This is a genomic window from Sphingomonas sp. NFX23 (assembly GCF_049887795.1).
GTDB lineage: Bacteria > Pseudomonadota > Alphaproteobacteria > Sphingomonadales > Sphingomonadaceae > Sphingomonas.
The window spans coordinates 41,883-62,617 of the sequence record NZ_JAGEKH010000001.1 but is presented as its reverse complement, the minus strand read 5'-3'; the positions used below and the strand labels follow the sequence as shown (position 1 = coordinate 62,617).

General features: G+C 60.5%; 21 protein-coding genes. 10 read left to right on the top strand and 11 right to left on the bottom strand.

What is annotated here, in order from left to right; genetic code table 11:
* Nucleotides 1–251 precede the first annotated feature (251 nt).
* Entirely contained in the window at nucleotides 252–749 is a 498-nt protein-coding gene (locus tag J4O76_RS00295; protein WP_426279678.1) for a hypothetical protein, read from the top strand.
* On the opposite strand, the gene J4O76_RS00290 is transcribed toward J4O76_RS00295, so the two are convergent.
* From J4O76_RS00290 to J4O76_RS00270, 5 genes are all read right to left on the bottom strand, one after another.
* Nucleotides 737–1,327 (bottom strand): YoaK family protein, encoded by a 591-nt coding sequence (locus J4O76_RS00290; protein ID WP_426279677.1) that lies wholly within the window; start codon nucleotides 1,325–1,327, stop codon nucleotides 737–739. The genes J4O76_RS00295 and J4O76_RS00290 overlap by 13 nt on opposite strands.
* A 318-nt stretch (nucleotides 1,328–1,645) precedes the next feature.
* Nucleotides 1,646–2,437: an alpha/beta hydrolase gene (locus J4O76_RS00285; RefSeq protein ID WP_426279676.1), complete on the bottom strand. Its 792-nt coding sequence runs from the start codon at nucleotides 2,435–2,437 to the stop codon at nucleotides 1,646–1,648.
* 398 nt (nucleotides 2,438–2,835) lie between these two features.
* Nucleotides 2,836–3,858 (bottom strand): FUSC family protein, encoded by a 1,023-nt coding sequence (locus tag J4O76_RS00280; RefSeq protein WP_426279675.1) that lies wholly within the window; start codon nucleotides 3,856–3,858, stop codon nucleotides 2,836–2,838.
* 60 nt (nucleotides 3,859–3,918) lie between these two features.
* The gene (locus tag J4O76_RS00275; RefSeq protein ID WP_426279674.1) at nucleotides 3,919–4,470 is read right to left on the bottom strand and encodes an RNA polymerase sigma factor; all 552 of its coding nucleotides are present in this window, start codon (nucleotides 4,468–4,470) and stop codon (nucleotides 3,919–3,921) included.
* A gap of 113 nt (nucleotides 4,471–4,583) precedes the next feature.
* Entirely contained in the window at nucleotides 4,584–4,979 is a 396-nt protein-coding gene (locus J4O76_RS00270) for a hypothetical protein (protein ID WP_426279673.1), read from the bottom strand.
* Nucleotides 4,980–5,556: 577 nt separating this feature from the next.
* On the opposite strand from J4O76_RS00270, the gene J4O76_RS00265 reads away from it, so the two are divergent.
* The gene (locus tag J4O76_RS00265) at nucleotides 5,557–6,306 is read left to right on the top strand and encodes an alpha/beta hydrolase (RefSeq protein ID WP_426279672.1); all 750 of its coding nucleotides are present in this window, start codon (nucleotides 5,557–5,559) and stop codon (nucleotides 6,304–6,306) included.
* A gap of 4 nt (nucleotides 6,307–6,310) precedes the next feature.
* Here J4O76_RS00265 and J4O76_RS00260 read toward each other — a convergent pair whose 3' ends face one another.
* The 3 genes from J4O76_RS00260 to J4O76_RS00250 all read right to left on the bottom strand — a co-directional run bounded on the left by J4O76_RS00260 (nucleotide 6,311) and on the right by J4O76_RS00250 (nucleotide 8,947).
* Nucleotides 6,311–6,703: a response regulator transcription factor gene (locus J4O76_RS00260; protein ID WP_426279671.1), complete on the bottom strand. Its 393-nt coding sequence runs from the start codon at nucleotides 6,701–6,703 to the stop codon at nucleotides 6,311–6,313.
* A 76-nt stretch (nucleotides 6,704–6,779) separates the two neighbouring features.
* Entirely contained in the window at nucleotides 6,780–7,394 is a 615-nt protein-coding gene (locus tag J4O76_RS00255; RefSeq protein ID WP_426279670.1) for a response regulator transcription factor, read from the bottom strand.
* 29 nt (nucleotides 7,395–7,423) lie between these two features.
* The gene (locus tag J4O76_RS00250) at nucleotides 7,424–8,947 is read right to left on the bottom strand and encodes an ATP-binding protein (RefSeq protein WP_426279669.1); all 1,524 of its coding nucleotides are present in this window, start codon (nucleotides 8,945–8,947) and stop codon (nucleotides 7,424–7,426) included.
* 344 nt (nucleotides 8,948–9,291) lie between these two features.
* Between J4O76_RS00250 and J4O76_RS00245 the strand changes: the two genes are divergently transcribed.
* A complete protein-coding gene (locus tag J4O76_RS00245) occupies nucleotides 9,292–9,981 on the top strand; it encodes a response regulator transcription factor (protein WP_426279668.1) in 690 nt (229 codons plus the stop codon).
* Nucleotides 9,978–11,348, top strand: a complete 1,371-nt coding sequence (locus J4O76_RS00240; protein WP_426279667.1) for a sensor histidine kinase — start codon at nucleotides 9,978–9,980, stop codon at nucleotides 11,346–11,348. Before J4O76_RS00245 ends, J4O76_RS00240 begins: the two co-directional genes overlap by 4 nt.
* Here the strand turns inward: J4O76_RS00240 and J4O76_RS00235 are convergent.
* Nucleotides 11,337–12,470 (bottom strand): YncE family protein, encoded by a 1,134-nt coding sequence (locus J4O76_RS00235; RefSeq protein WP_426279666.1) that lies wholly within the window; start codon nucleotides 12,468–12,470, stop codon nucleotides 11,337–11,339. The two genes, J4O76_RS00240 and J4O76_RS00235, sit on opposite strands and share 12 nt — an antisense overlap.
* 311 nt (nucleotides 12,471–12,781) lie before the next feature.
* On the opposite strand from J4O76_RS00235, the gene J4O76_RS00230 reads away from it, so the two are divergent.
* Nucleotides 12,782–13,453 (top strand): response regulator, encoded by a 672-nt coding sequence (locus J4O76_RS00230; RefSeq protein ID WP_426279665.1) that lies wholly within the window; start codon nucleotides 12,782–12,784, stop codon nucleotides 13,451–13,453.
* A 59-nt stretch (nucleotides 13,454–13,512) separates the two neighbouring features.
* Here the strand turns inward: J4O76_RS00230 and J4O76_RS00225 are convergent, their stop codons facing one another.
* Entirely contained in the window at nucleotides 13,513–14,589 is a 1,077-nt protein-coding gene (locus tag J4O76_RS00225; protein WP_426279664.1) for a catalase family peroxidase, read from the bottom strand.
* A gap of 150 nt (nucleotides 14,590–14,739) precedes the next feature.
* A complete protein-coding gene (locus J4O76_RS00220) occupies nucleotides 14,740–15,390 on the bottom strand; it encodes a sensor histidine kinase (protein ID WP_426279663.1) in 651 nt (216 codons plus the stop codon).
* A 195-nt stretch (nucleotides 15,391–15,585) separates the two neighbouring features.
* On the opposite strand from J4O76_RS00220, the gene J4O76_RS00215 reads away from it, so the two are divergent.
* From J4O76_RS00215 to mprF, 5 genes are all read left to right on the top strand, one after another.
* Nucleotides 15,586–16,446 carry a MipA/OmpV family protein gene (locus J4O76_RS00215; protein WP_426279662.1) on the top strand — a complete coding sequence of 287 codons (861 nt, stop codon included), beginning with the start codon at nucleotides 15,586–15,588 and terminating at the stop codon, nucleotides 16,444–16,446.
* Nucleotides 16,447–16,818: a hypothetical protein gene (locus tag J4O76_RS00210; RefSeq protein WP_426279661.1), complete on the top strand. Its 372-nt coding sequence runs from the start codon at nucleotides 16,447–16,449 to the stop codon at nucleotides 16,816–16,818.
* Between the two features lie 70 nt (nucleotides 16,819–16,888).
* Nucleotides 16,889–17,578 carry an AcvB/VirJ family lysyl-phosphatidylglycerol hydrolase gene (locus J4O76_RS00205; protein ID WP_426279660.1) on the top strand — a complete coding sequence of 230 codons (690 nt, stop codon included), beginning with the start codon at nucleotides 16,889–16,891 and terminating at the stop codon, nucleotides 17,576–17,578.
* Between the two features lie 97 nt (nucleotides 17,579–17,675).
* The gene (locus J4O76_RS00200) at nucleotides 17,676–18,131 is read left to right on the top strand and encodes a DUF2147 domain-containing protein (RefSeq protein WP_426279659.1); all 456 of its coding nucleotides are present in this window, start codon (nucleotides 17,676–17,678) and stop codon (nucleotides 18,129–18,131) included.
* Complete coding sequence (gene mprF, locus J4O76_RS00195) at nucleotides 18,124–20,706, top strand: bifunctional lysylphosphatidylglycerol flippase/synthetase MprF (protein WP_426279658.1); 2,583 nt, start codon at nucleotides 18,124–18,126, stop codon at nucleotides 20,704–20,706. Before J4O76_RS00200 ends, mprF begins: the two co-directional genes overlap by 8 nt.
* Nucleotides 20,707–20,735 lie beyond the last annotated feature (29 nt).

Genomic DNA, 20,735 nt, shown 5'->3' with positions numbered 1-20,735 from the left:
CTTCCAATTGGATAAGGAAAACTCTCGCGGTCCACCAGTTAAATGCCAATCTCGTGCCGATCAGTTAAAGTACAGAGCATGGAATCACGCCATCGGTAATGTGCGAACATACCCGAGCGAGTGCTAGGTGAAGAGTTGTTTCAGCGCTGTATGAACTAATTCAACTATACGAAAAGCTGAAGCGCGTTCCATATTTATGATGTTCGACACTGCCTATGTAGATCGATCGGGAGATAAATGAAGGAATGGAAATGCGTACATCAAATGGCCTGTTCGCCGCCTTATCCAGTTTGGCGGTTCTGATAGCAACGCCAGCGCTGGCCCAGCATGGTGGCGGTGGTTCGCACGGTGGCGGTGGTTCGCACGGTGGCGGTAGTTCGCACGGTGGCGGTGGTTCGCACGCGGGGGGAGCGCCGGATGATGGAGGATTTCACGGCGGCGGTGGTGGCGGCCATGGTGGTGGCAATCATGGCTATGGTGGACAACCCGGCGGTGGAGGATACCGCCCTGGGGGTGGCTACGGATTTGCCAACGGGGGGCATGGATATCATGGCGGGCACGGGTATCGTGGTGGCTATGGGCGCGGGTATTATCCGGGTTACGGCTATGGTGGATATTCCGGCTATCCGCTGGGTTACGGGTTTGGCGGCAACTTGCTCGGGTATGGCGGATATTATCCGTACGGCAACGATCAGAACTGCCCCTATTGGGACCCTGACGATCAGGTCTACGACGACTATTGCGATTGAGGGCCGAGGGGCGTCCGTCCTGGCTCGACATGTCGCGAGATCAACGCGATGCACGCAAAAGTAGTCAGCATGGGGATGAGCGGCGTCAGCGAGGGCGCCGCCGTCGTCACCAGAACCGCGGCGATCGCGCCGCAAGGCAAGGCGGCAAGCGGTAGCCATCGGGAGTTCGTCCAGCCAGCATTCCCGCCGACGATATCGTGTACTAGATCCGTCAGGACACCGGTTACATACGTCGTTGGAGGGCCATGCTCGACTCCGCCACGTTTCACAGCAACCGTCTGTAGGGCCATGCCAGCAGCGGACCCAGAAAGCAGAAGGCAAACGAACCCGCGAGTGTGCGGTCCAAACCACCACAACAGGGCTACCATCACATGGCATCCAGCCGCCGCCGTTAGTGCCGCATGGACAGGGTTGCCATGCGGTGAGCGGGTGAGCCGAAATCCAATGAAAAGGGCAATGGTGAAGCCAGTTATTGCCGAAAAGGCGTCGATCAAGACCGTGCCACACGTCGGTTGCTCGAACATTGCTGCCAATACGGCGTTGCCAGTCATGTTCGCGGTGAAGATTCCGCCCAACATCGAGAAAGCAAAGGCAGCTGCGGCACCCGCCCAAAACGCGAGCAGCGGTAGGACAACTCTGCTGCGACTAAGAGAGGGCCTCGCCTTGGCTGGATCAAGGGGGCGCCGGTCTGCAGCATCTGGTGGCTTCCCAGCGTTCGATCGCATTACCCGCTGAGACTTTCCTGTCATGAAGCAACGGCGTAAGTCGTGGCCGGTCTCGACCGCGTATGGTGCAGTACCAGTGTTGCTGCCTGACAAAGAGCGACTTGTACCAAGCGGAATGATGGCAACCGCCAAACTGATTTCGCGAGGAACGTTTTCTCGCTAAGCCACTTATCAAGGCCGGGCGTCGTTCGTCTTCCCTGAAGCGCCTTTCGCGGCCGCTTCGATAACCGCTGCGACTTCGTTTGGTCTAGACTCGTATACCGAGTGGCTGGCGCCCACGAGTGTCGAGGTGTGGCTGTTGGCGCGCCGATAGTAGAATGCTTCCAATTCTGGACTGATGATCTTGTCCGATCCGGCAATGATGCCCCAACTGGGCTTTGATCTCCATGCGGCGGCGGTCATCGGTGTCGTGAAGACGCTTGCCGCCGTCAGAACCTGCGATTGCGCCTCGAAAACGGCCTGTTCGCGCGGCAGGTCGGCAGCGAAGAATGCGGGGAACATCGACCGGGTCAAATACGTGAAGCCGTCCGCAGTCTTTTGCGTGGCTGCCGGCGAGTTCTTCAAGGCACTTGGCGTCTTGGCACCCATCGCGGCCTCGTTCTCGCCGACGTCGGGCGCGTGTGCCGCGACATAGACCAGGCCCACGACGTGCGAGTCCATTCCCGCGACGGTGATAACCGATCCTCCGTAGCTATGCGCGACGAGGATCGTCGGCCCGTCCTGGGCAGCCAGAATGCGCGTGGTTGCGGCGACATCCGCATGAAAGTCCGTCAGCGGTTCTTGAACGATCGTGACGTGATAGCCCTTGCGCGTCAGGATATCGAACACCGGTTTCCATCCCGAGCCATCCGCCCATGCGCCATGGACAAGAACGATGTTCTTGACGGTTTCGGCGCTAGCCACCGCTGGAGTCGTCGCCAGTAAAGCACTGGCTGCAAGCACGAGTTTGGACCGGAATTTCATGGAGGATGATCTTTCTTGGCCAAGTATCGGTTGTGGGTATCACTAGCAAGCGTGTGATTGCGTCCGTTATGCGTGCTAATAGGTTCCATCTATTAGAATGTGCGGGTGCTGCCCAAGTATACAAAGGTATATCAATCAACATATCTGAAAATCTAACCTGTATAGTGATCAGGCAAAATCTATTAATAGGCATGAAAGGGCGATCTCGTGCCGATCGTCGTCGATACGTGTCGTTCGCCTCGGAACGACGCATTTCATTATACGGTCAGCACGATCTTGTATCAGCGTAGGGTTTCCAGCAACGGAACGAGTTCGGTGGGGGTGTACATCTCTCTCGGTGCTCCGTTACTGGAACGGGGGTCAATGCTGCGGTCTCCTCACATGCATGGACTGTTCGTTCAAAGGTGATCGCCGCCGCTGTTCTTGTTGGTGCGCCAGCGCGGGGCGATTGCGGCACCGGCCAAGGCGATCGCCCCACCCAGCAACGTGGCCAGCAGCCTTTCCCGGTCTGCGCCTGGTAAGGCTCCACCCGCCAAAGCGATCATCAGAAGAACGCTGGTCGTGATGGCTGCGCTAAACACGGCATATCGTGCCTGCTGGAGACCGAATGAAACGCTCGCTGTGAGGATTGCAAAGGTTGCCGTCCAGGCGTCGGAGGGTGCGATACGCGTCAGGCCCGACGCAACGATGATCCCTGCGATTGTCCCGGCGATACGTTCCAGTCCCTGGCCGGCGGTATCACGCAGTCCCGGCTTCAGAACGAGCATCGCGGTCATGGGCGCCCAATAGCTGTGGGCGAAGCCAGCCGTTCGGCTTGCTAGGAGTGCGACCGATATGCAGATGGCCGCGCGCAACGCGTGAAATCGGACTTCGACCGTGCTCGAATGATCGGCGGGGCCGGGAATTGTCGGACGGGGTTCGCCAATGAGATGTATCATCGCCATGACGCTGACGCACTGAAGCGCCGCACCTCCGGCAACGATTGCGGCACGAAGCGCCCCATCCGTAACCGTACCTGGGAAGCTTGCGGCCAGCAGAAAGGCGATGATGATCTGCAGGCACGCCCACCAATGGTCTGCGTTACGGCGTGATAGCGCGCCGCAGCACGCGCCCAGTATAGCGGTGGCGGCAAGCTCGACGATCGGGTCATTGCCGACAAGCGTGCCAATGAACGCCACCGCCGTCATACCAGTGCCGGTAAGAACCACTGCGTAGCTACGACTTCGCCAAAATTTCTTGGTTACGCCAAGGCCGACGGAATAGGCTGCGCCCGCCGCAATTCCAGCGGCGATCTGCTCATGGAGCTGGACTCCCCCGAACAGCAGCAGCGCCATACCCGGCAAAGGGATCAAGGCGGCATACGCGTCGAATTGAAGGATCGCGCGCAACTGCGCTGGTACAGTTTTGCTGGGGGGCGGCATCCTTATATCCCGATCCTTGAACCCTGTAATGCGAGGTACGCCGCGGCGTTGTCGCTGGATCTAAACTGCGAGGTCGCAGCGTAAATGCTCCAGCGCGCGATAGCATCGGCAGAGGTGCTTCTCGACGCCGCTCACCGTGATGCCCCGTTCCCGTGCAATTTCGGCGTGGCTGGCACCTTCGATACGATAGCGCTTGAATATGGCGGATGCGCGCGCGCCCATCGTGGTCAGCCAGCCTTCGACAGCGCTGAGTTGCTCGCGGACGATCAAGGTCGTTTCGGCTGATGCTTCGAAACTGCCGATTGCTACTGGTCCAGTACACTCCACCCAGAGGCCATCACGCCGCTGCCGGCGAAGTCTAGTGCGGTAATGATCGGCAACGAGGTTGATAGCCATGCGGTAAAGGAACGCGCGGGGGTCATCGAGAAGAGGTGTCGTCTGGACCCTTGCATCCGTCCAGCGAGCCTTCAACCAGAGTTCCTGGACAATATCTTCCGCTGCTTCGCCGGTACCGCGCGAGCGTATAAATCCGAGTAGCGCTCGATAATTCTCAAGAAACAAGGTCTCCAGCCGATCGTTCGGGGTCGGTAGCGTGATGTCGGGACGGGTCATCTGTACCTCGCACTGCTGGGACGTGACGTCTCGGAATTTGGCGTTTCTAGGGGGTGGTTGTCCGCGCCCCGCGACGACGTTCTGAAAAAGGGGGGGGGCTGCGACGATCCCGATCAGGGAGCTGCGGCTTCACCAAGGAGCGCGTAAACCTGTTCCCTCAGCGCCGCGACGTGAGCAAGATCCGATGACCGGTCGGCATCGGCGCGCGCCGTGACGTTCGGGCAATCGGCGGCGATGACGACGTCGACGACATCGTCTGTGGCAATGGTCGGATCCTTCGATCGCATCTGCCGGATCGCCTCGGCGATTGTGTTCTCACGATCTGGTCCGGCAAGGCGTGAGGTCAAATCGCGTACGAATGCCTTCCCGATCGCGGGCGACGCAACGCTGTAGCCGTCACCGCAGCGCGGCAGTTTGCCACCGTCGGCGCAGGACATCAGGAGGAGGGTCGCACTGGCCGCAAAAAGGGCAATTCGCATCGTCCACCTCTTGATCTTGCTGGATATCAATGGCGCAGTCGCCGCCAGGAGGCGGGAGTCCGCTTGGAGCAAAAATCACCGTAACGCCCTCCCGCATCTACCGAGGCGGCGTTACGGTTAGTTTTGCGAGGGGTGTCGAGCAGTCCGTGGGGGAGGGGGAAGACTGCCCGACAACCGGTAATTATCCAGTTGGGCCGAGTTGGAAAAGTATACTTAGGTGTAGCGTTACCCCGTATAATACTCAGTCGTAAGAAATAGCTTCAGTACAGATGGCGCGAAAGCGGCAGCTTATTGATGCTTTATGCCCCGTTGATAACCGAAGTCGCAGCGATATGCGTCTATGTGCATCGTTGACGTCACGATGGAGCGATCGGCATTTGTTTGATCGTCGTACGATTTGCCGCACTATTGTAAGGAGTTCGCAATGCTTGATCGCAGAACGCTTCTCGTAACAGGGGGAGCTGCAATGTTGGCGCCGATACTCGGCGGAACGAGCGCTACTGCATCCTCGGCGGCTGGCATACCGCTATGGCGTAGTCCGCCCGGAGGTGGGGGACCGAGCGGCGCTGAGTTAATCGGTGCGACGGGCGCCGTGACGAATATCGTGATGCCGACGATCGAAATGGTTGCGCCGAGCCGCCCCAACGGCGCAGCGGTGCTGGTCGCCGCCGGTGGAGGCTATAAGCGGATCGAAATGGCAAGCGAGGCAAGGCCGGCAGCAAGTTGGCTGGCAGCCCACGGCATTACCGCGTTCATTCTGCGGTATCGCCTGCCCGGGGAGGGCTGGAATGCAGGACCGTTGGCGCCGCTCCAGGATGCACAACGGGCACTACGAATGATACAGGCGAACGCTGACACGTGGAGGATCGACCCGTCCAGGCTCGGCGTGCTGGGGTTCTCTTCGGGCGGACACCTCATGGGGCTCGCGGCAACCCGCTCCGGCTTTGCCTCCTACCCGCCGGCCGACGCGATCGATGCGTTTTCGGGACGACCGCAGGATGCCGCGCTGATCTATCCGATCATCACGTTGCAACCGCCCTATGATCACACATCGTCGCGCCGCGTGCTGATCGGTTCTAGACCGAGCGCCGCCGAGAGTGCCGAATGGTCGGTCGAGACGCATGTCCGGGCGAAATGTCCGCCGATCTTCCTGGTCCAGGCGGTGGATGATCCGATCTCGAATCCGCAGAACACGATCATCATGGCAGACGCGTGTCGGGCGGCGAATATCCCCGTCGAGCTGCACCGGCTCGCGAGCGGCGGTCACGGGTTCGGTATGGGCTCGCCAAACACGTCGACGGGGGCGTGGCCTTCCTGGTATTCCGGGTGGCTCCGCACGCGAGGAATGCTCGTTTAGGGACTTACAGCATTGTCTCGGTTGTCCTCGTGGCGCTCAACGCTGCCGTAATTGTCGCCAGCAGTTCGTCCGGATCGACAGGCTTCGTCAGGAACGCGCCAATCCCATCTCTCTGCGCACGTTCGCGTAAGGCGGGGGTAGGGAAAGCGGTCATGATGATCGTCGGCGGCGGCGATCCGCGTCGTATCAATTCTTCCCGCAGGTCCAGCCCGGATATGCCGGACATGTGCACATCGGTTACCAGGCAATCGAAATGGCTATGTCCAGACGCTTCCAGAAAGGCTTCGGCGCAATCGAACACCGTGCCGGTCATACCCGCGGACCTGATCAAACTGTCGATACTGCGTAAAATGCCGGGATCGTCATCAACGATCGCGATAGTCGGTAAACCAGACACACCATGCTCCACAGTCAAGATTTTATCGTGTTAGAACATCACGGTTAGCTGACCATCGGCGTCCGTTGAATCATACTCAAGCGTTATACCTGTGAATACTGTCGTCGCGGATGCCGAGCAGCTCCGCCATTCGCACCAGATCGGCTAGGGACTGCGCGTTCATCTTGCGCATCAAACTGCCGCGGTGAATCTTTACCGTGATGTCGGACAGTGTCATACGCGCCGCGATTTGTTTGTTCATCAAGCCCGTGACGACGAAACCCATGACCTCCTGCTCCCGTGGCGTCAGCCCGCGATAAAGGTCAAGCAGCACGGCAGCGCTTGCCGCAACCAAACGACGTGAACGATCCGTTTCGATCGCCTTGGTTACGGCGACAGTCAGGTCTTCGTCCTCAAAGGGCTTTTGCAGGAAATCGATCGCGCCTGCGCGCATGCCGCGGACCGTCATCGGAATGTCGCCGTGCCCGGTGATGAGGATGACCGGAATCGTGATCCCGTCGGCGAGCAGGCGATCCTGAAAGTCCAGCCCGCTCTCGCCGCGTAGACGTATATCGAGCACCAAGCATGCGGCAACCTCAGGAACACCTGCTGCCAGAAACGCGTCGGTACTGCCATACAGCGCCACGACGAACCCGCTCGAGCGAAGAAGGCTGCCGATCGATCCGCGCAGGCCGTCGTCATCGTCGATCACGCAAACGCATCCAGGAGGAGTGTCAGACATCACGCAGCCTCCCGTCCCTCGGCTTCCGCGATCGGCAGCCGGAACCTGAAGGTGGCCCCGCGGACCAGATTATTGGTCGCCGAAAGAGAACCGCCATGATCTTCGACGATCGAACGACAGATCGAGAGACCCATGCCGAGCCCGTCCGGCTTGGTCGTAAAGAATGGCGAGAATAGATTTTGCGCTGCATCACCGCTGATACCGGCGCCGCAATCCGATACTTCTATCAGCACCTTGTCGCGCTCCACCGTGAGTTCGATGCACAAGTCGCGGTGCCCGACCGGAGTCGACCGCATCGCCTGTTCCGCATTCAGCAGGAGGTTCATCAAGACCTGTTGGATCTGAACTCGGTCACCCATTACCGCGGGTACGTACGGCGGGGCCGATATGCTGACGGTGACCCCGCTTGCTAACAGGGACCGGCCAAGCAGTGCGATTGTTTCATCCACGAGTGGTTGAAGGCTCATATGCTCGGAGTTCGGCGCGGTCTTCTGTGCAAGCGTCCTCACCCGACTGATGACGTCGGCGGCGCGCTTGCCGTCCTTGGCAATGTGGTCGAGGCAATCGAGTGCTTCTGCCGGGTCCGGTGTATCGCGGACAAGCCAGCGTCGCCCTGATTTCGCATAGTTTATGATGCCTGCCAGCGGCTGGTTGACTTCATGCGCGATCGACGCGGCAAGCTGGCCCAACGTGGTCACACGCGACACGTGCATCAGTTGGGCCTGCGATTTTTCAAACTTTGCTTGCGCAAGGTTTCGATCCGTCACGTCGATCGCCATTACCAGGATCCGCGTCCATCTTTGCTCTGCAACGGGAACCGAAATACGCAGAACGACGTCGATATGCTCCTTGCTATGCGTCCTGAACCGGACCTCCTCCTCCATCTGGTTTTGCCCGGTCATCAGGCTGCTGAAAATCCGTGCCAACGCGGCTTCCGCCTCCGGCGTGTGAAAATGCTCCATGCTGCCGCCGACGAGATCCTCTTTGCGGTCGAGACCGAACAGGCGGGCCGCAGCGTCGTTGGCGTCGGTGATCCTCGAGGTTGGCGAAATATCACGGATGAATGCAACCGTCGGTTGATCGGTACCCTTCAGCAGCGAGTGCGCGACCGACCAGTCCGCTTCCCAAATTGGAAAGCCGGCGGCGTTGAAGATTGAGCGATAGCGGGCATCGGACCGAGCACCTGCTTCGGTCATGGTTTGATGACGGGCGGATAGGACGGTTGCGATGCCGATCGCGATCAGGCTCACGCCGAGGCGCATGGCGGGGGAATCGTCGGTCGAGCCCCAATGGCTGATATAATAGCCGACAAGCGAAAGCACGAAGCAGAAGCCGCCGGCGAGGACTATCAGCCGTCGATCGTGACTGCGCGCGGCGACGAGGATGACCGTGGTGTAGAGCACGGCAGCGGCGCCTTGCAGCGGGCTCAGCACGTCGAGCGCAAATATCGCCAAGGCAAGCATCACCGCGGCAATCATGTGAAACTGGCGTGCCAGCCGCCTCGATTGGATATCTCCGCGCAAGTCAGCCTCCCGCCGCGATCAGTATCGTTTGATCGCAATCGGCAGAATGCTACGCCTCTCGACGGACCATGACCAATCATAAGATTAGCGCTCTTAACATATGGTTGGATTCAGCATCGATTGATTACTTGGCCGTGTCTTGTTGCGTTGCGATCTGCAGCGCCTGGGTCGCGTAGTGGCATCACTCATCTTCTTCCTCGATCATACACAGGTATGGATCAATGGGATTGCCGACGAGGCTATGATCATGACGCTGATCGCATCATCGAATGCACCAGCCCAACGCCATCTGATTATCGACAGCCGCGCGTCATCGCTCGGAAGCAATGGGAATAGGCCGTGTCATGACGAACAAAATCTTGATTATCGAGGATGATGACGAGACTGCGCGGTATGTGAGCAACGGACTCGATGAACAGAATTTCGTCGTTGATCGCGCTGCCAACGGCCGGGACGGACTATTTCACGCCACCGATGGTAGTTATGACTGCATTGTCCTTGATCGGCTGATGCCAGGCATGGACGGCATGGCAGTACTGGCCGCCCTGCGTGCGGCAGGGGTCGTAACGCCGGTGATCATCTTGTCCGGACGCGGCCTGCCAGAGGATCGCATCGATGGACTGACCCGAGGTTGCGATGATTATCTGGCCAAGCCATTCTCGTTCGCCGAGCTGCTCGCACGCATTAGGCTCCTGGTCCGCCGAGGTAGTGCCTCGGCGGCAAGTGTCGATACGTCGCGACGGTGCGACGATCTCGAAATCGATTTGCTCACTCGCCGCGTGAAACGCGCCGGACAAGTCGTCGACCTCCAGCCTCGCGAGTTTCGCCTGCTGGAGTTTTTGCTCCGCCACTGCGATCAGGTCGTTACGCGGACGATGCTGCTCGAAGGCGTCTGGGACTATCATTTTGACCCAGGCACGAACGTCATCGACGTCCACCTGAGCCGGCTTCGCAAGAAAGTCGATGCGGGGTCGGCCAAGCCTCTCCTGCATACCGTGCGCGGCGTCGGCTACCGGTTGAGCGCTTCGCCTTGAACTGGCGATCCACCACGATGCGGTTTGCGTCGCTGGTCTTCCTGCTTCAGGTTGCCGCGGGGGTGGGACTGCTGCTCGTGACGCGAACAGTCGTGCATCGACAAATCGAGCAGGCCGAGTCCGCACGCGCCGACGTGCTGCGTGACGATTTGCTGTTCACCTATGCACGGGGCGGGGTGCCGGCGCTTCGGGACGCGGTCCAGATGCGCGGGCGGCGCATGATCCCGACGGACGCGGTCCTGTTGCTCGCCGATGCACAGGGGCGCCCATTGGCAGGCAACCTGACGCACTGGCCTGACGCCGTCACGGTCGGCGACCGGCACGTCATGGTTGCGCTGGTGCGATCGAACCACGTTTCGGTTGAGCGAATGTGGGTTCGCGCGACGTCGCTGCCTACGGGCGAAAGGCTGCTGACGGGCGGCGTTATCGAGAACGAGACGCGCGTATTGGGTTTCCTGAAACGTGCTGCTGCGATCGGGCTGCTACTCGCAGTCCTGTTTGCCGGTGTCGCGGCCTGGCTTGCTGCCTGGATGGTCAGACGCCGGTTGAGGGGGACGGTCGCAACCTTGGTGGCGGTTCGGCAGGGGGATCTCGATCGCCGTGTTCCGGCTGGTCCTGCAAAGGATGCATTTGCCGCGCTGACGGAAGCGACCAACCAGACGCTCGACCGGGTCGCACTGCTGGTCAGGGAGTTGAAGATCGTCACGGACAGCTTGGCGCATGATCTCAAATCGCCTTTGACTCGACAGCGCGCGGCGCTCGAACGAGTTGCCATGCTCGTGGAGGAAAAGGTGCAGGGCGATGTGCGCATAGCTCTTGTCGAGGGGGAACGCGTCCTGACGATCGTCGATGCGGCACTTCGGATTGCGCGAGCCGAGGCCGGCATCGGCATGGAAACTTTCGTGGAAACCGACCTTTATGACGAACTTCAGGCCATCGCCGAAATCTATGGTCCGATCGTCGAGGAGCAAGGGCGGGTCCTGCGTGTGACGCCAGCGCCAGCGATCGTGACCCCCGTCCACCGGGAACTGCTTGCCCAGTCTGTTGGCAATCTGATCGAGAACTCGTTGAAATACGGTGCTGGGGTTATCACGCTAGCGATCGAGGCGGACGGGACCGACGTCATCCTCAGTGTTGCCGATCAGGGGCAGGGCATTCCTCCGGCAGAACGAACGCGCGCGATGCGCCGTTTCGGTCGTCTCGATCATGCGAATCCGAACAGCGGCGCCGGCCTCGGCCTGGCCTTGGTGGCTGCGGTCGCCCGACTTCATGACGGTGATGCAAGCCTGAGTGACGGAAAGCCCGGCCTGATTGCCTCGATGCGTTTGTCGATGCGGACGACTTCGGGCGGCCAACTACCGATCTGACCCCGCCGCCGGGACACTCGACGATGCGCCTTTGGCGGTGGCGTGCAAATTGACCAACCCGTGCCCCGATCGGATCGCATATGGAACATAGGCGACGGCTTGTGCTGGCTGACCGACAGGCAGCGAATCTATCAGCTTCTGCTTGACGGTATCGATCACGGCAATCGCATTGCGGTTGCCAAGACCCACGTACATCAGGCTGCCATCGCCCGACGGCCAGAGACCCTGGGGTGTTCCTGTGACCGGCAGTGTCGCGACAGTATCGAACGTGTCCGCATCGACCACCTTCACGACGCCAAGCCCGCCGACGGACACGTAGGCAAACTGCCCGTCGTCGTTGCTCACGAAGTTCACGGCGTTGCTGCGGGGACCGGTATCGACCGTGCGCAGGACCGCGAATGGCGGTTTCGTCGACAAGGCCACCGCTTGGCCCGCCTCTTTGGCCGTAAACCAGAGCTGCCGCCCATTGGGAGAGGATGCTATGCTCGAGCATGAGTTCGAATTGTTGGCTACGCGCGCGATAATCGCCCGCTTGTCGGTATCGACGACGATCAGGCGTGATCCCGTCATTGCACAAACATAGGCGTAGCGACCGTTGTTCGAAAAAGTCATCAAACCGGGGCCCTCCGGAATGGCAACCCTGGCAAGCTCATCAAGAGTTTTTGCATCGCGGACAGAAATATAGTCTCTGCCACGAACCGGAATCCACGCCTCTTTGCCGTTTGGCGTGTAGAATGCGCCTGCCGGGATGCCCGCCACGATCACGCTACGCCGCACGGTGTTCGTCCGCGTATCGAGGAATGCGACCGTGCTGGATCGCACCAGGTTTATTGCAAGCGTCCTGCCGTCTGGCGCGAAGTTCAGCGTCGGTTCGACCACGGCCGATAGACCAGCGCCCTTATCGAGCGGAATGAAACCGAGCAGTCTGCCGCGCACAGGGTCCGTCACTGCAACGAAGCTCGACGAAGCATCGACCGAGTATAGGCGATCCTTCCGACTGACATCGATATCGGATCGCCCCCAAGGCGCCTGACGCGATGTCAGATCGATGGGTTCGTCGTTCGCCGCAGGCTCTGCAAGATTGTTATCTTGCGCTTGAGTCAGGCCGGTATAGCTCGTCAATGCAACTAGTGCCGCGAATAGTTTCGTATAGCGCACAGCAGATACCTCAAAAAAACAGCAGAACTCATATTTTGAATGTTATCTCATGAGATCTCGGGGCGGCAGCCTGCATCAAGGTATGATTGAAAGCATCATCGATGGGATAAAGGATCGTTGAGGGGCGACATTGGTAAATCGTAATGTTCCCATCACGAAAGGCACCGGATCATTGCTGCATGATCACAGGGTAAAATTGCCGGAGTTGAAGCCATCTATCCTTTCCGCGAATATCTTTATCCTATTGCAACGGTCCAATGTGCGAGGCCTCGATCATGCGCGTCCTGATCGTCGAGGATTGCGTCGTGCTGGCCGAGGGCATGCGCGATGCCTTTGCGCGACGTCATATTCACGCCGATCTGGCGCATAGCGTACTGGATGCCGAAATCATGCTGCGGACGACCGGGTATGTGATGGCGATCCTGGATCTGGGGCTACCCGATGAGGACGGTTTGCACTTGCTGCGGCGACTGCGGGCGGAGCATCGGAGCGAGCCCGTCCTGATCGTCAGCGGTCGCAGTGCACTCGAAGCCCGGGTCGAGGGTCTGGCCGCGGGCGCGGATGATTATATCGTGAAGCCGTTCCACTTCGACGAGCTTCACGCGCGCGTGCAGGCGGTGCTCCGTCGGGACACGCGCTCGGATGGGCAGCGGATCGTTGCCGGCAACTTGTCGCTCGATCCAGCCACGCGCGAGTTTCGCACGGGCGACCGCATGCTCGACCTGTCGGTTCGGGAAGGAGAGCTGCTCGAGCTTTTGATGCGCCGGTTCGATCATGTCGTGCCGAAGCGGATGCTGGAGGACCAGCTGTTCGGCTCAGGCGACGTGCTGGGGTCGAATGCGGTCGAGGTGTACGTGCACCGGGTGCGTAAGCGACTGGAAACAGAAGGCGTTGCGTTAGCCGTACAGACCGCGCGCGGCGTAGGATACATGCTCGGTCGCGCATGATTGCGATGGCCGGCCTACCGGGGCGCCCCTGTATGATGCGCCCCGCTTATAGCGTTTGCCTACAGCTCGCGCAGCCGTCTTTCGTGTGAGATGGCGTAGGATGGCGAGCGGAACAGGAGGACCGGGTCGTTCGTCGCGGCGATCCCGTCGGACATCATCAACGGGTCATAGTTGATCTTATAGCTTCCTGCTTGCGGATCAGGCGTCGCGGTCTCCAGAACGAGCGTGCCGGCATTGAACTCGGATCGGCTGGCTGGCCACAGGATCGTCGGATCGTCGAGCGTGTCACCGGGCTCGCCGAGGCTGACGATCATATCCCATTTTATCGCACTGCTCTTCACGCGCTCGAACAATGCCGGGATCAGGAACTCGTCGGACGCCGAGTCGAAGGCGGCTTTGGACAGGTATTTCACGCCATCATGCGGCTGGAACCTGAATCGTACGATCGTCTCCTTGGCGTTCGCATCGATGAACCGGAACGTATGAATGCCGAAGAACGCACAGTTGGCATAGCTTGGTGGTGGGTTGTTCTGATGAAGAAACGCAAACTGAGCATCATTGTCGCGGTGGCTCATCAGGAAACTTTTGAACGCGACCTGATTGGGACCGTGCGTGGCTGGATCGACCTTGAGCGCAATAAATTTATCGATGAACGTCTTTGGCATAAGGGCGAAGAACATCGGCGTATGCAGCATCGTCATGTGATGTAGTTCGCCGCCAGGCAGCCGGAACTCGAGCCCGATACCGCGCGGGCTCAGGTCCTTGTCTGACACGGTGGGATCCCCGCCCGCGATCGAGAACCGCGCGACGACTTCCAGCTTGCGTCCTGAGAATAGCGAGGATCGCGAATATCGTTGAGCATGGGGATTGCCGATAAAATAGCCAAGTGCGCCAACGCCTTTGGTGTGATTACGCCGCAGACCATGCTGGTGGCCATACGCCCCTTCTAGCGCGTCGATAGCGTCCACGGACATCGTTTCCGTGGCGTGATCGGCCGATTGCGACGCCGCCAAGGGGGCTGGCACCTCAGCACTGGCTGCCTCTGCGGCGAATGGGCACAGCGCAGCGCCGATCGAAGCAACACCTGCGCCGCGTAGGATATTGCGCCGGCTCAGGCCGTCAACGATGTTCGTCATGACTGTCTCCGTGTTGCCCAGGGTATTTTACTCTGGGGTAGACGATGTCATGGCCGAACGACTTGAGAGTCGTAATGCAAACCAAGGTATTATCGTACTCTTCCAGGTTGTTGAGGCGTTTCCATAGAAGTCACGACCTCGCAAATGTCGCTATGCATGAGAGACGTGGAGTACGTGTCTGGTACCCGGCTTCGCATCTTCATGGACAAGCCTGCCATCAAGCCGCACCGCCATGGTTTCAACCAGGCGCTGGCCGAGGCCGCTATTACCGAAGAACGATGCGCCCTTGCCATTGCCGCGGTCTTCGACTTCGAGGCGGTATCCGCGGGACGATCCCGCCAGGCGAACATGGACGTCACCGGGTGCGTCAGGTGCATAGGCGTGTTTGCAGGCATTGGTGACGAGCTCGGATACCAGAATGCCGACGGAGGAGGCATGATCGGGTTTCACAGAGACCGGATCGGCGATGACGCGGATCCTGCGACCCGCGCCGATATTTCCGAAGCTGCCTTCAAGATCGCCGCCTAGTTCCCTCAAGTAGATATCGAGGTTGATCGTCGCGACTGCGGACTGCTGATAGAGTTGGCGGTTGACTCGCGCGATCGCGGCGATGCGACGAACTGTCATGTCGAGGGCCGCCTGAGCTGCGGGATCGGCAACGGTGCGGGCTTCGGCGGAAACCATGGCCGCCAGCAGCTGCAGACTGTTTGCAATCCGGTGGTTGATTTCGTCCGCGGTTGTTGGCGCGCGTTGCGCGGGCAGGATCGCGGTCCTTGGCGCGATGCGGTCCGCGGCGTGCAAAGTCGAAGTCATCGTATCGCTCCTGATCCCGGCGTCTCGATACGGCGATGCCCGAAGCACGATGGGGACGGGATCATACAGAGGTTTATTCCGCGCGGACTTCGGGCGGGGGCATGAACTTTCGCTAATGTTCCGGTTAGCACGGGGTAGTGCGCGGACCCGCAAGGCAGTTCCTGTCGAAAGAAGGAATTGATCATGAGGTTGGCCGCACTGTTGTCCGTGATGCTATGCGGGCCTTGTGTCCTTGGCGCTGCCGTGGCGCAGGATCTACCTGCGCGCGCGGTGGACGATACCGACCTCGGCAAGGACCGGATCACGATCGCGGTCGGCCCGGCGATAACGCCGCGATATATCGGATCGCGCGACATGACGGTCATACCGGGCGTCGCGGTGCAGGGGCAGGTCGCGGGCTATTCCTTCAGCACGCAGGGTACCTCGCTATCGGTCGATCTCATCCCTGACGATGGCAAGCCGGGATGGAAGCTTCAGGTGGGACCGATCCTGAACGTACGGCTCGATCGAACGTCGCGGATCGGCAACCGGCAGGTCGCGGCGCTGGGCGACCTGAAGACTGCGTGGGAGCCCGGCGTCTGGGCGGGCATCCAGCGGACCGGCGTAGTTACCAGTCCCTACGACACGCTGTCGGCTAACGTCACATGGCAGCACGACATATCGGGGGCATATGGCGGGTCGGTATTCAGCCCCGCGATCAGCTACGCGACTCCACTGTCGCACAAGGACTACGTCAGTCTTTCGGCCGGCGCCGATCACGTCGGTCGTCGTTTCGGCGCCTATTATTACGACGTGACGGCGCCACAAAGCCTCGCCAGCGGGCTTAGGGCGTATGACGGCGCGGGCAAGGCAGGCTGGAAGGACTGGAACCTTGCCTTGCTCGCGGCACACACGCTGCGCGGTACTTTGACGCATGGGTTCGGTGTATTTGGCACAATAGGCTATTCCCGCTTACTCGGCAGTTATGCCCGGTCCCCGATCGTCGCCGATGTTGGCAGGGCCGACCAATGGTCCGGGGCCGTCGGCTTCAGCCTGACATTCTGAATGGAATATCTTCGTAAAGCCCCGCCGCATGCGCGGCATGTGCGCTCGCCCCGACTTGAGATCCTGTTGGATGAGGAGACGTGCCGGCTGATCTGCCCGATCGCTGCGATGATGGTCGGCGTCTGCCTGACCGGCATCGAACTGCTGCACGTGTCGATCGCGATGGGTGGCAAACAAACGATCGTTGACGATCTGCTCTCGGGCGACGCGCTGTTGTTCCTGATCACCACGCTGGCTTCGTATTTTGCGTTGCGCGTCCAGTCCCGGGTCCGATTGTACCGGCTGGAACGCTTGGCCGACGGGGCCTTCATCGTCGCGATGCTGCTGCTGACAGCAGCCTGCTTCCTCATCACCTATACCCTGAACTCTTGACCGGACGAGTATGACCGCAATGAGACGCCTTCCAGGATCCCGGTTTCGGCGTAGCGTCACAATAGTGCTGATGGCTTTTAGCCTGCTATCGATCGGCAGCGCGGGCTTCGCCTGGTATCTCGGTTATCTGCACGGCCCAATCTATCTTCTCGTGCCGGCAAGCGCGCCCGCCCCACCGTCCGAAGCCGGCACGGTTGCCGTATTCTTTTCGGGCGACACTGGACTGAACGCTGGGATGGGGCGCTCGATCATGCGGCACGTTGCAGGGCAGGGAATCACCGTGATCGGCGTCAATTCGCTTACCGCATTTTCGCACAGACGTTCACCGGATCAGGTGAGCACTATCGTCCGCCATGCCGTTGTTCGAGCGCTCGCGCTGCCCGGGGCAAGGCGGGTCGTCCTTATCGGCCATTCGTTCGGCGCGAACGCATTGTTGTTCGGTCTCCAGACATTGCCGCACCAATTGCGTGTACGGGTTCCCGTCGTCGAATTGATCGTGCCGAGCCAGACGATGCTGTTGCGCGCAACCCCGGGAGGGATCTTCGAATTCGAGAACGACGGTTCGGCGCTGCCTGCGGCCCGGCGGCTCGATTGGGTGCCAGTCCTATGTATTCGTGGCCACGCCGAAGCACAGAGTCTCTGCAAAGGCTGGGACAGCGGTAACGTTCATCAGGTCAGCCTGCCCGGGGATCATTTTCTCGATGAAGATACCACTCTTGTCGCGGCAACGTTGCTAAGGGATATCGCCGTCAATTCCTGATCCCCCGGCGTTTCATTACCAATTGTTCAGCCGCGGCAAAGGCTGGGGCAAGACGCGTCGCGGTACCATTCTTCGACAATCAGTCGAGGAGTCTCTCATGAGGTCGTGGATCGTCGTCTTAACGGCTGCTCTCGTGGTCGGCGTACCGTCAACCGCGATGGCGCAAAGCAGCGCTCCGGCTGGCAGTCCCGCCGCTGGCAATCCGTCCGTAGAGGGCATGTGGATCAATCCGATGCGGACCGTCGTGGTCCGGACCGGGCCGTGCGGTGCGAAGCTGTGTGGATGGATCGCTTGGGCCAACCCGCAGGCGCAGTCGGATGCCAGGGATGGCGGTACCGACACGCTTGTCGGAACCGAGTTGCTGGAGAATTACCAGCGGACCGAGTCCGGAGCCTGGTCAGGCACGGTCTTCGTCGTCGACATGGGCAAGCATCTATATTCGAAAATCGTCCAGACGTCGGCGAACGCGTTGCAGATCAAGGGGTGCATCCTTGGCGGGCTGCTCTGCAAATCGCAGATCTGGACGCGGGTAGATCGGATGCCGGGTGCCTGACCTCCGCGCGTGGTTCGTTCGTCACCGGCTCGCTCTGGGCATCGCAGTCGGATGCGTGCTGATCACGCTGAGCTTTGTCTCGCTCGAAAAACTGACGCGCGACATCAGTTTTGCCGACGTCCGGCATGCGGTGCACACGCTTTCGATCACGCAGATCGTTGCCGCGCTGGCCCTGTCTGCCGGCAGTTATCTGGCGCTGACGTTTTACGACGTGCTGGCGCTCCGCGTGGTAGGGCATCCGCAAAGATGGCGGACGGCAGCATTCGCGTCGTTCACCAGCTACGCGCTCAGTCACAATCTCGGAATGCCGCTTTTGACGGGTGGTGCGGTGCGATACCGCGCCTACGCAGGCGCGGGTCTGGATGGCCCCAGCATCGCCAAGGTGATCGGCATCGCGAGCGGGGCGTTCTGGGCGGGCATCGTGACCGTTGCGGCGGTTGCAGCCGCCTTCGATGCGACGCCATTCGTCGTCATAGGACATGCATTAGGCGTCACTGGCCTTCGTGGGCTTGGTATTGCGGTATTGCTGCTAGGGGTGGCGACCGTCTGGATATCAGGCAGGGTCCGGCAGCCAGTCCTCGTGTTGGACTTTGAACTGCCCGTGCCGCGGCCAGGACAGTCGGTTGCGCTGATCGGGGTGGCAGTGCTCGACGTGCTGTTCTCCAGCGCGGCATTGCTCGTCCTGATCCCGCATCTATCCCCGTCGCTGCTCCCGCTGTTTCTTCTGGCATACGCATGCGCGATCGCGGCGGCTGTAGTCGCGCATGTGCCGGGCGGGATTGGCGTGTTCGAGGCGGCGATGCTGGCGCTGTTGCCGATCGACCGGGCACCGTTGTTCGCGGCGCTGATCGCTTACCGGGTCATCTATTATCTCCTGCCGCTGGCGATCGGTATCGCGATGCTGGCGTGGAGCGAGGGGAGGCGGGTGCGGTCTTCGTTGCGCCTGCTTGGCGAAGCGCGCGACGTGGCGAGCGGGTTGGCGCCGATCGTGCTGAGCGCAGCGACGTTCGTCGGTGGCGGGATGCTGCTGTTGTCGGGATCTCTGCCGGCGTTGCGTGATCGCATGGGCGTGCTGTCGTCGCTGCTGCCGCTGCCGTTCATCGAGGCAAGCCATGTCGCGGCAAGCCTGGTGGGGACGGCGTTGTTGCTGCTGTCGCCGGGGCTGTATCGCCGGCTCGACGGGGCTTTCGTCGCGACCCGCGCGCTGCTGATAGCGGGCGCGGTGTTTTCGCTCGCGAAGGGCATAGATTACGAAGAGGCGATCATATGCCTCACGCTCGCCGGTCTGTTGCAGTGGACCCGCCACGGCTTCTACCGCCGAACGACGATGACCAGCCAACCATTTGGGTTCACCTGGTTCGGATCGGTTGCGACTGTCATCGGCCTCGCGACGTGGGCGGGGTTCTTTGCTTACCGCAAAATTCCCTATTCCAACGACCTGTGGTGGCAATTCACGCTCGACGCCGATGCACCACGGTTTCTGCGCGGCCTGCTGGGAGTATCGATCGTGCTCGGGATCGGCGTTGGCTGGAAGCTGCTGGCTCCCACGGCAGTCGGCCGCCTGGATGCTGTCCCGCTCGATGATCTGGCTGCTGCAAGGACGGTGCTCGATCAGGCCGTGCGGAGGGACGCGATGCTCGCGCTGACCGGCGACAAGCGTTTCATCTTGTCCGCGGATCGCGACGCATTCCTGATGTATCAGGTGCAAGGCGCTACCTGGATCGTGATGGGCGATCCCGTGGGACCGCGGGGAGCTTGGGACGATCTGCTATGGCAGATCAGGGACCTCGTCGATCGCGAGCAGGGCCGCCTCGTGCTCTACGAGATTTCGCCGCCGACGCTCGATCTGGCACTGTCGATGGGATTAAGCGTTGTCAAATATGGTGAGGAGGCACTGGTCCATCTCCCCGGTTTCTCACTCGATCGGCCGTGCCTTCGCGGAATACGTCGATCGGAACGCACGCTGGTCAAGAAGGGCGCGCAGTTCCGGATCGTGCCTGCGGCCGAGCTGGCGGAGATCTTACCCGAACTTTCGATCATCTCCGATGATTGGCTGCGCGCCAAGGGGCAGCAGGAGAAGGGGTTCAGCCTGGGGCGTTTCGATGCCGCGTATCTGGGCAATTTCGACGTCGGCGTAGTCGAACTCTCGGGGCGGCTCATCGCCTTTGCCAATATCTGGGCGATACCCAACAAAGCAGAAATCTCGATCGACCTCATGCGCCACCGCGATGATGCGCCCTCGGGGACGATGGACTTTCTGTTCGCCAACCTGATGCTGTGGGCGAGGGACCAGCATTATACGAGCTTCTCGCTGGGGGTGGCGCCGTTATCGGGTATCGAGGACCGTCGGCTGGCACCGGCATGGGCGCGGATCGCCGCCTTCATTTTCCGCCACGGCGAACGCTTTTACGGCTTCCGCGGGTTGCGTGCGTACAAGGACAAATTCGCGCCCGCCTGGGAACCGCGTTACATTGCCGGGCCGCATGGAATCGCCTTGCTCCAGGCCATGCGGGATCTGCTGAGCCTCGTCGGCAGTCCGGTTAACCCAGCGACGCCTAGCCGGTTTCCCGGCTGAAGTGGCGGGGCGGGGGATGTGGGCGACCC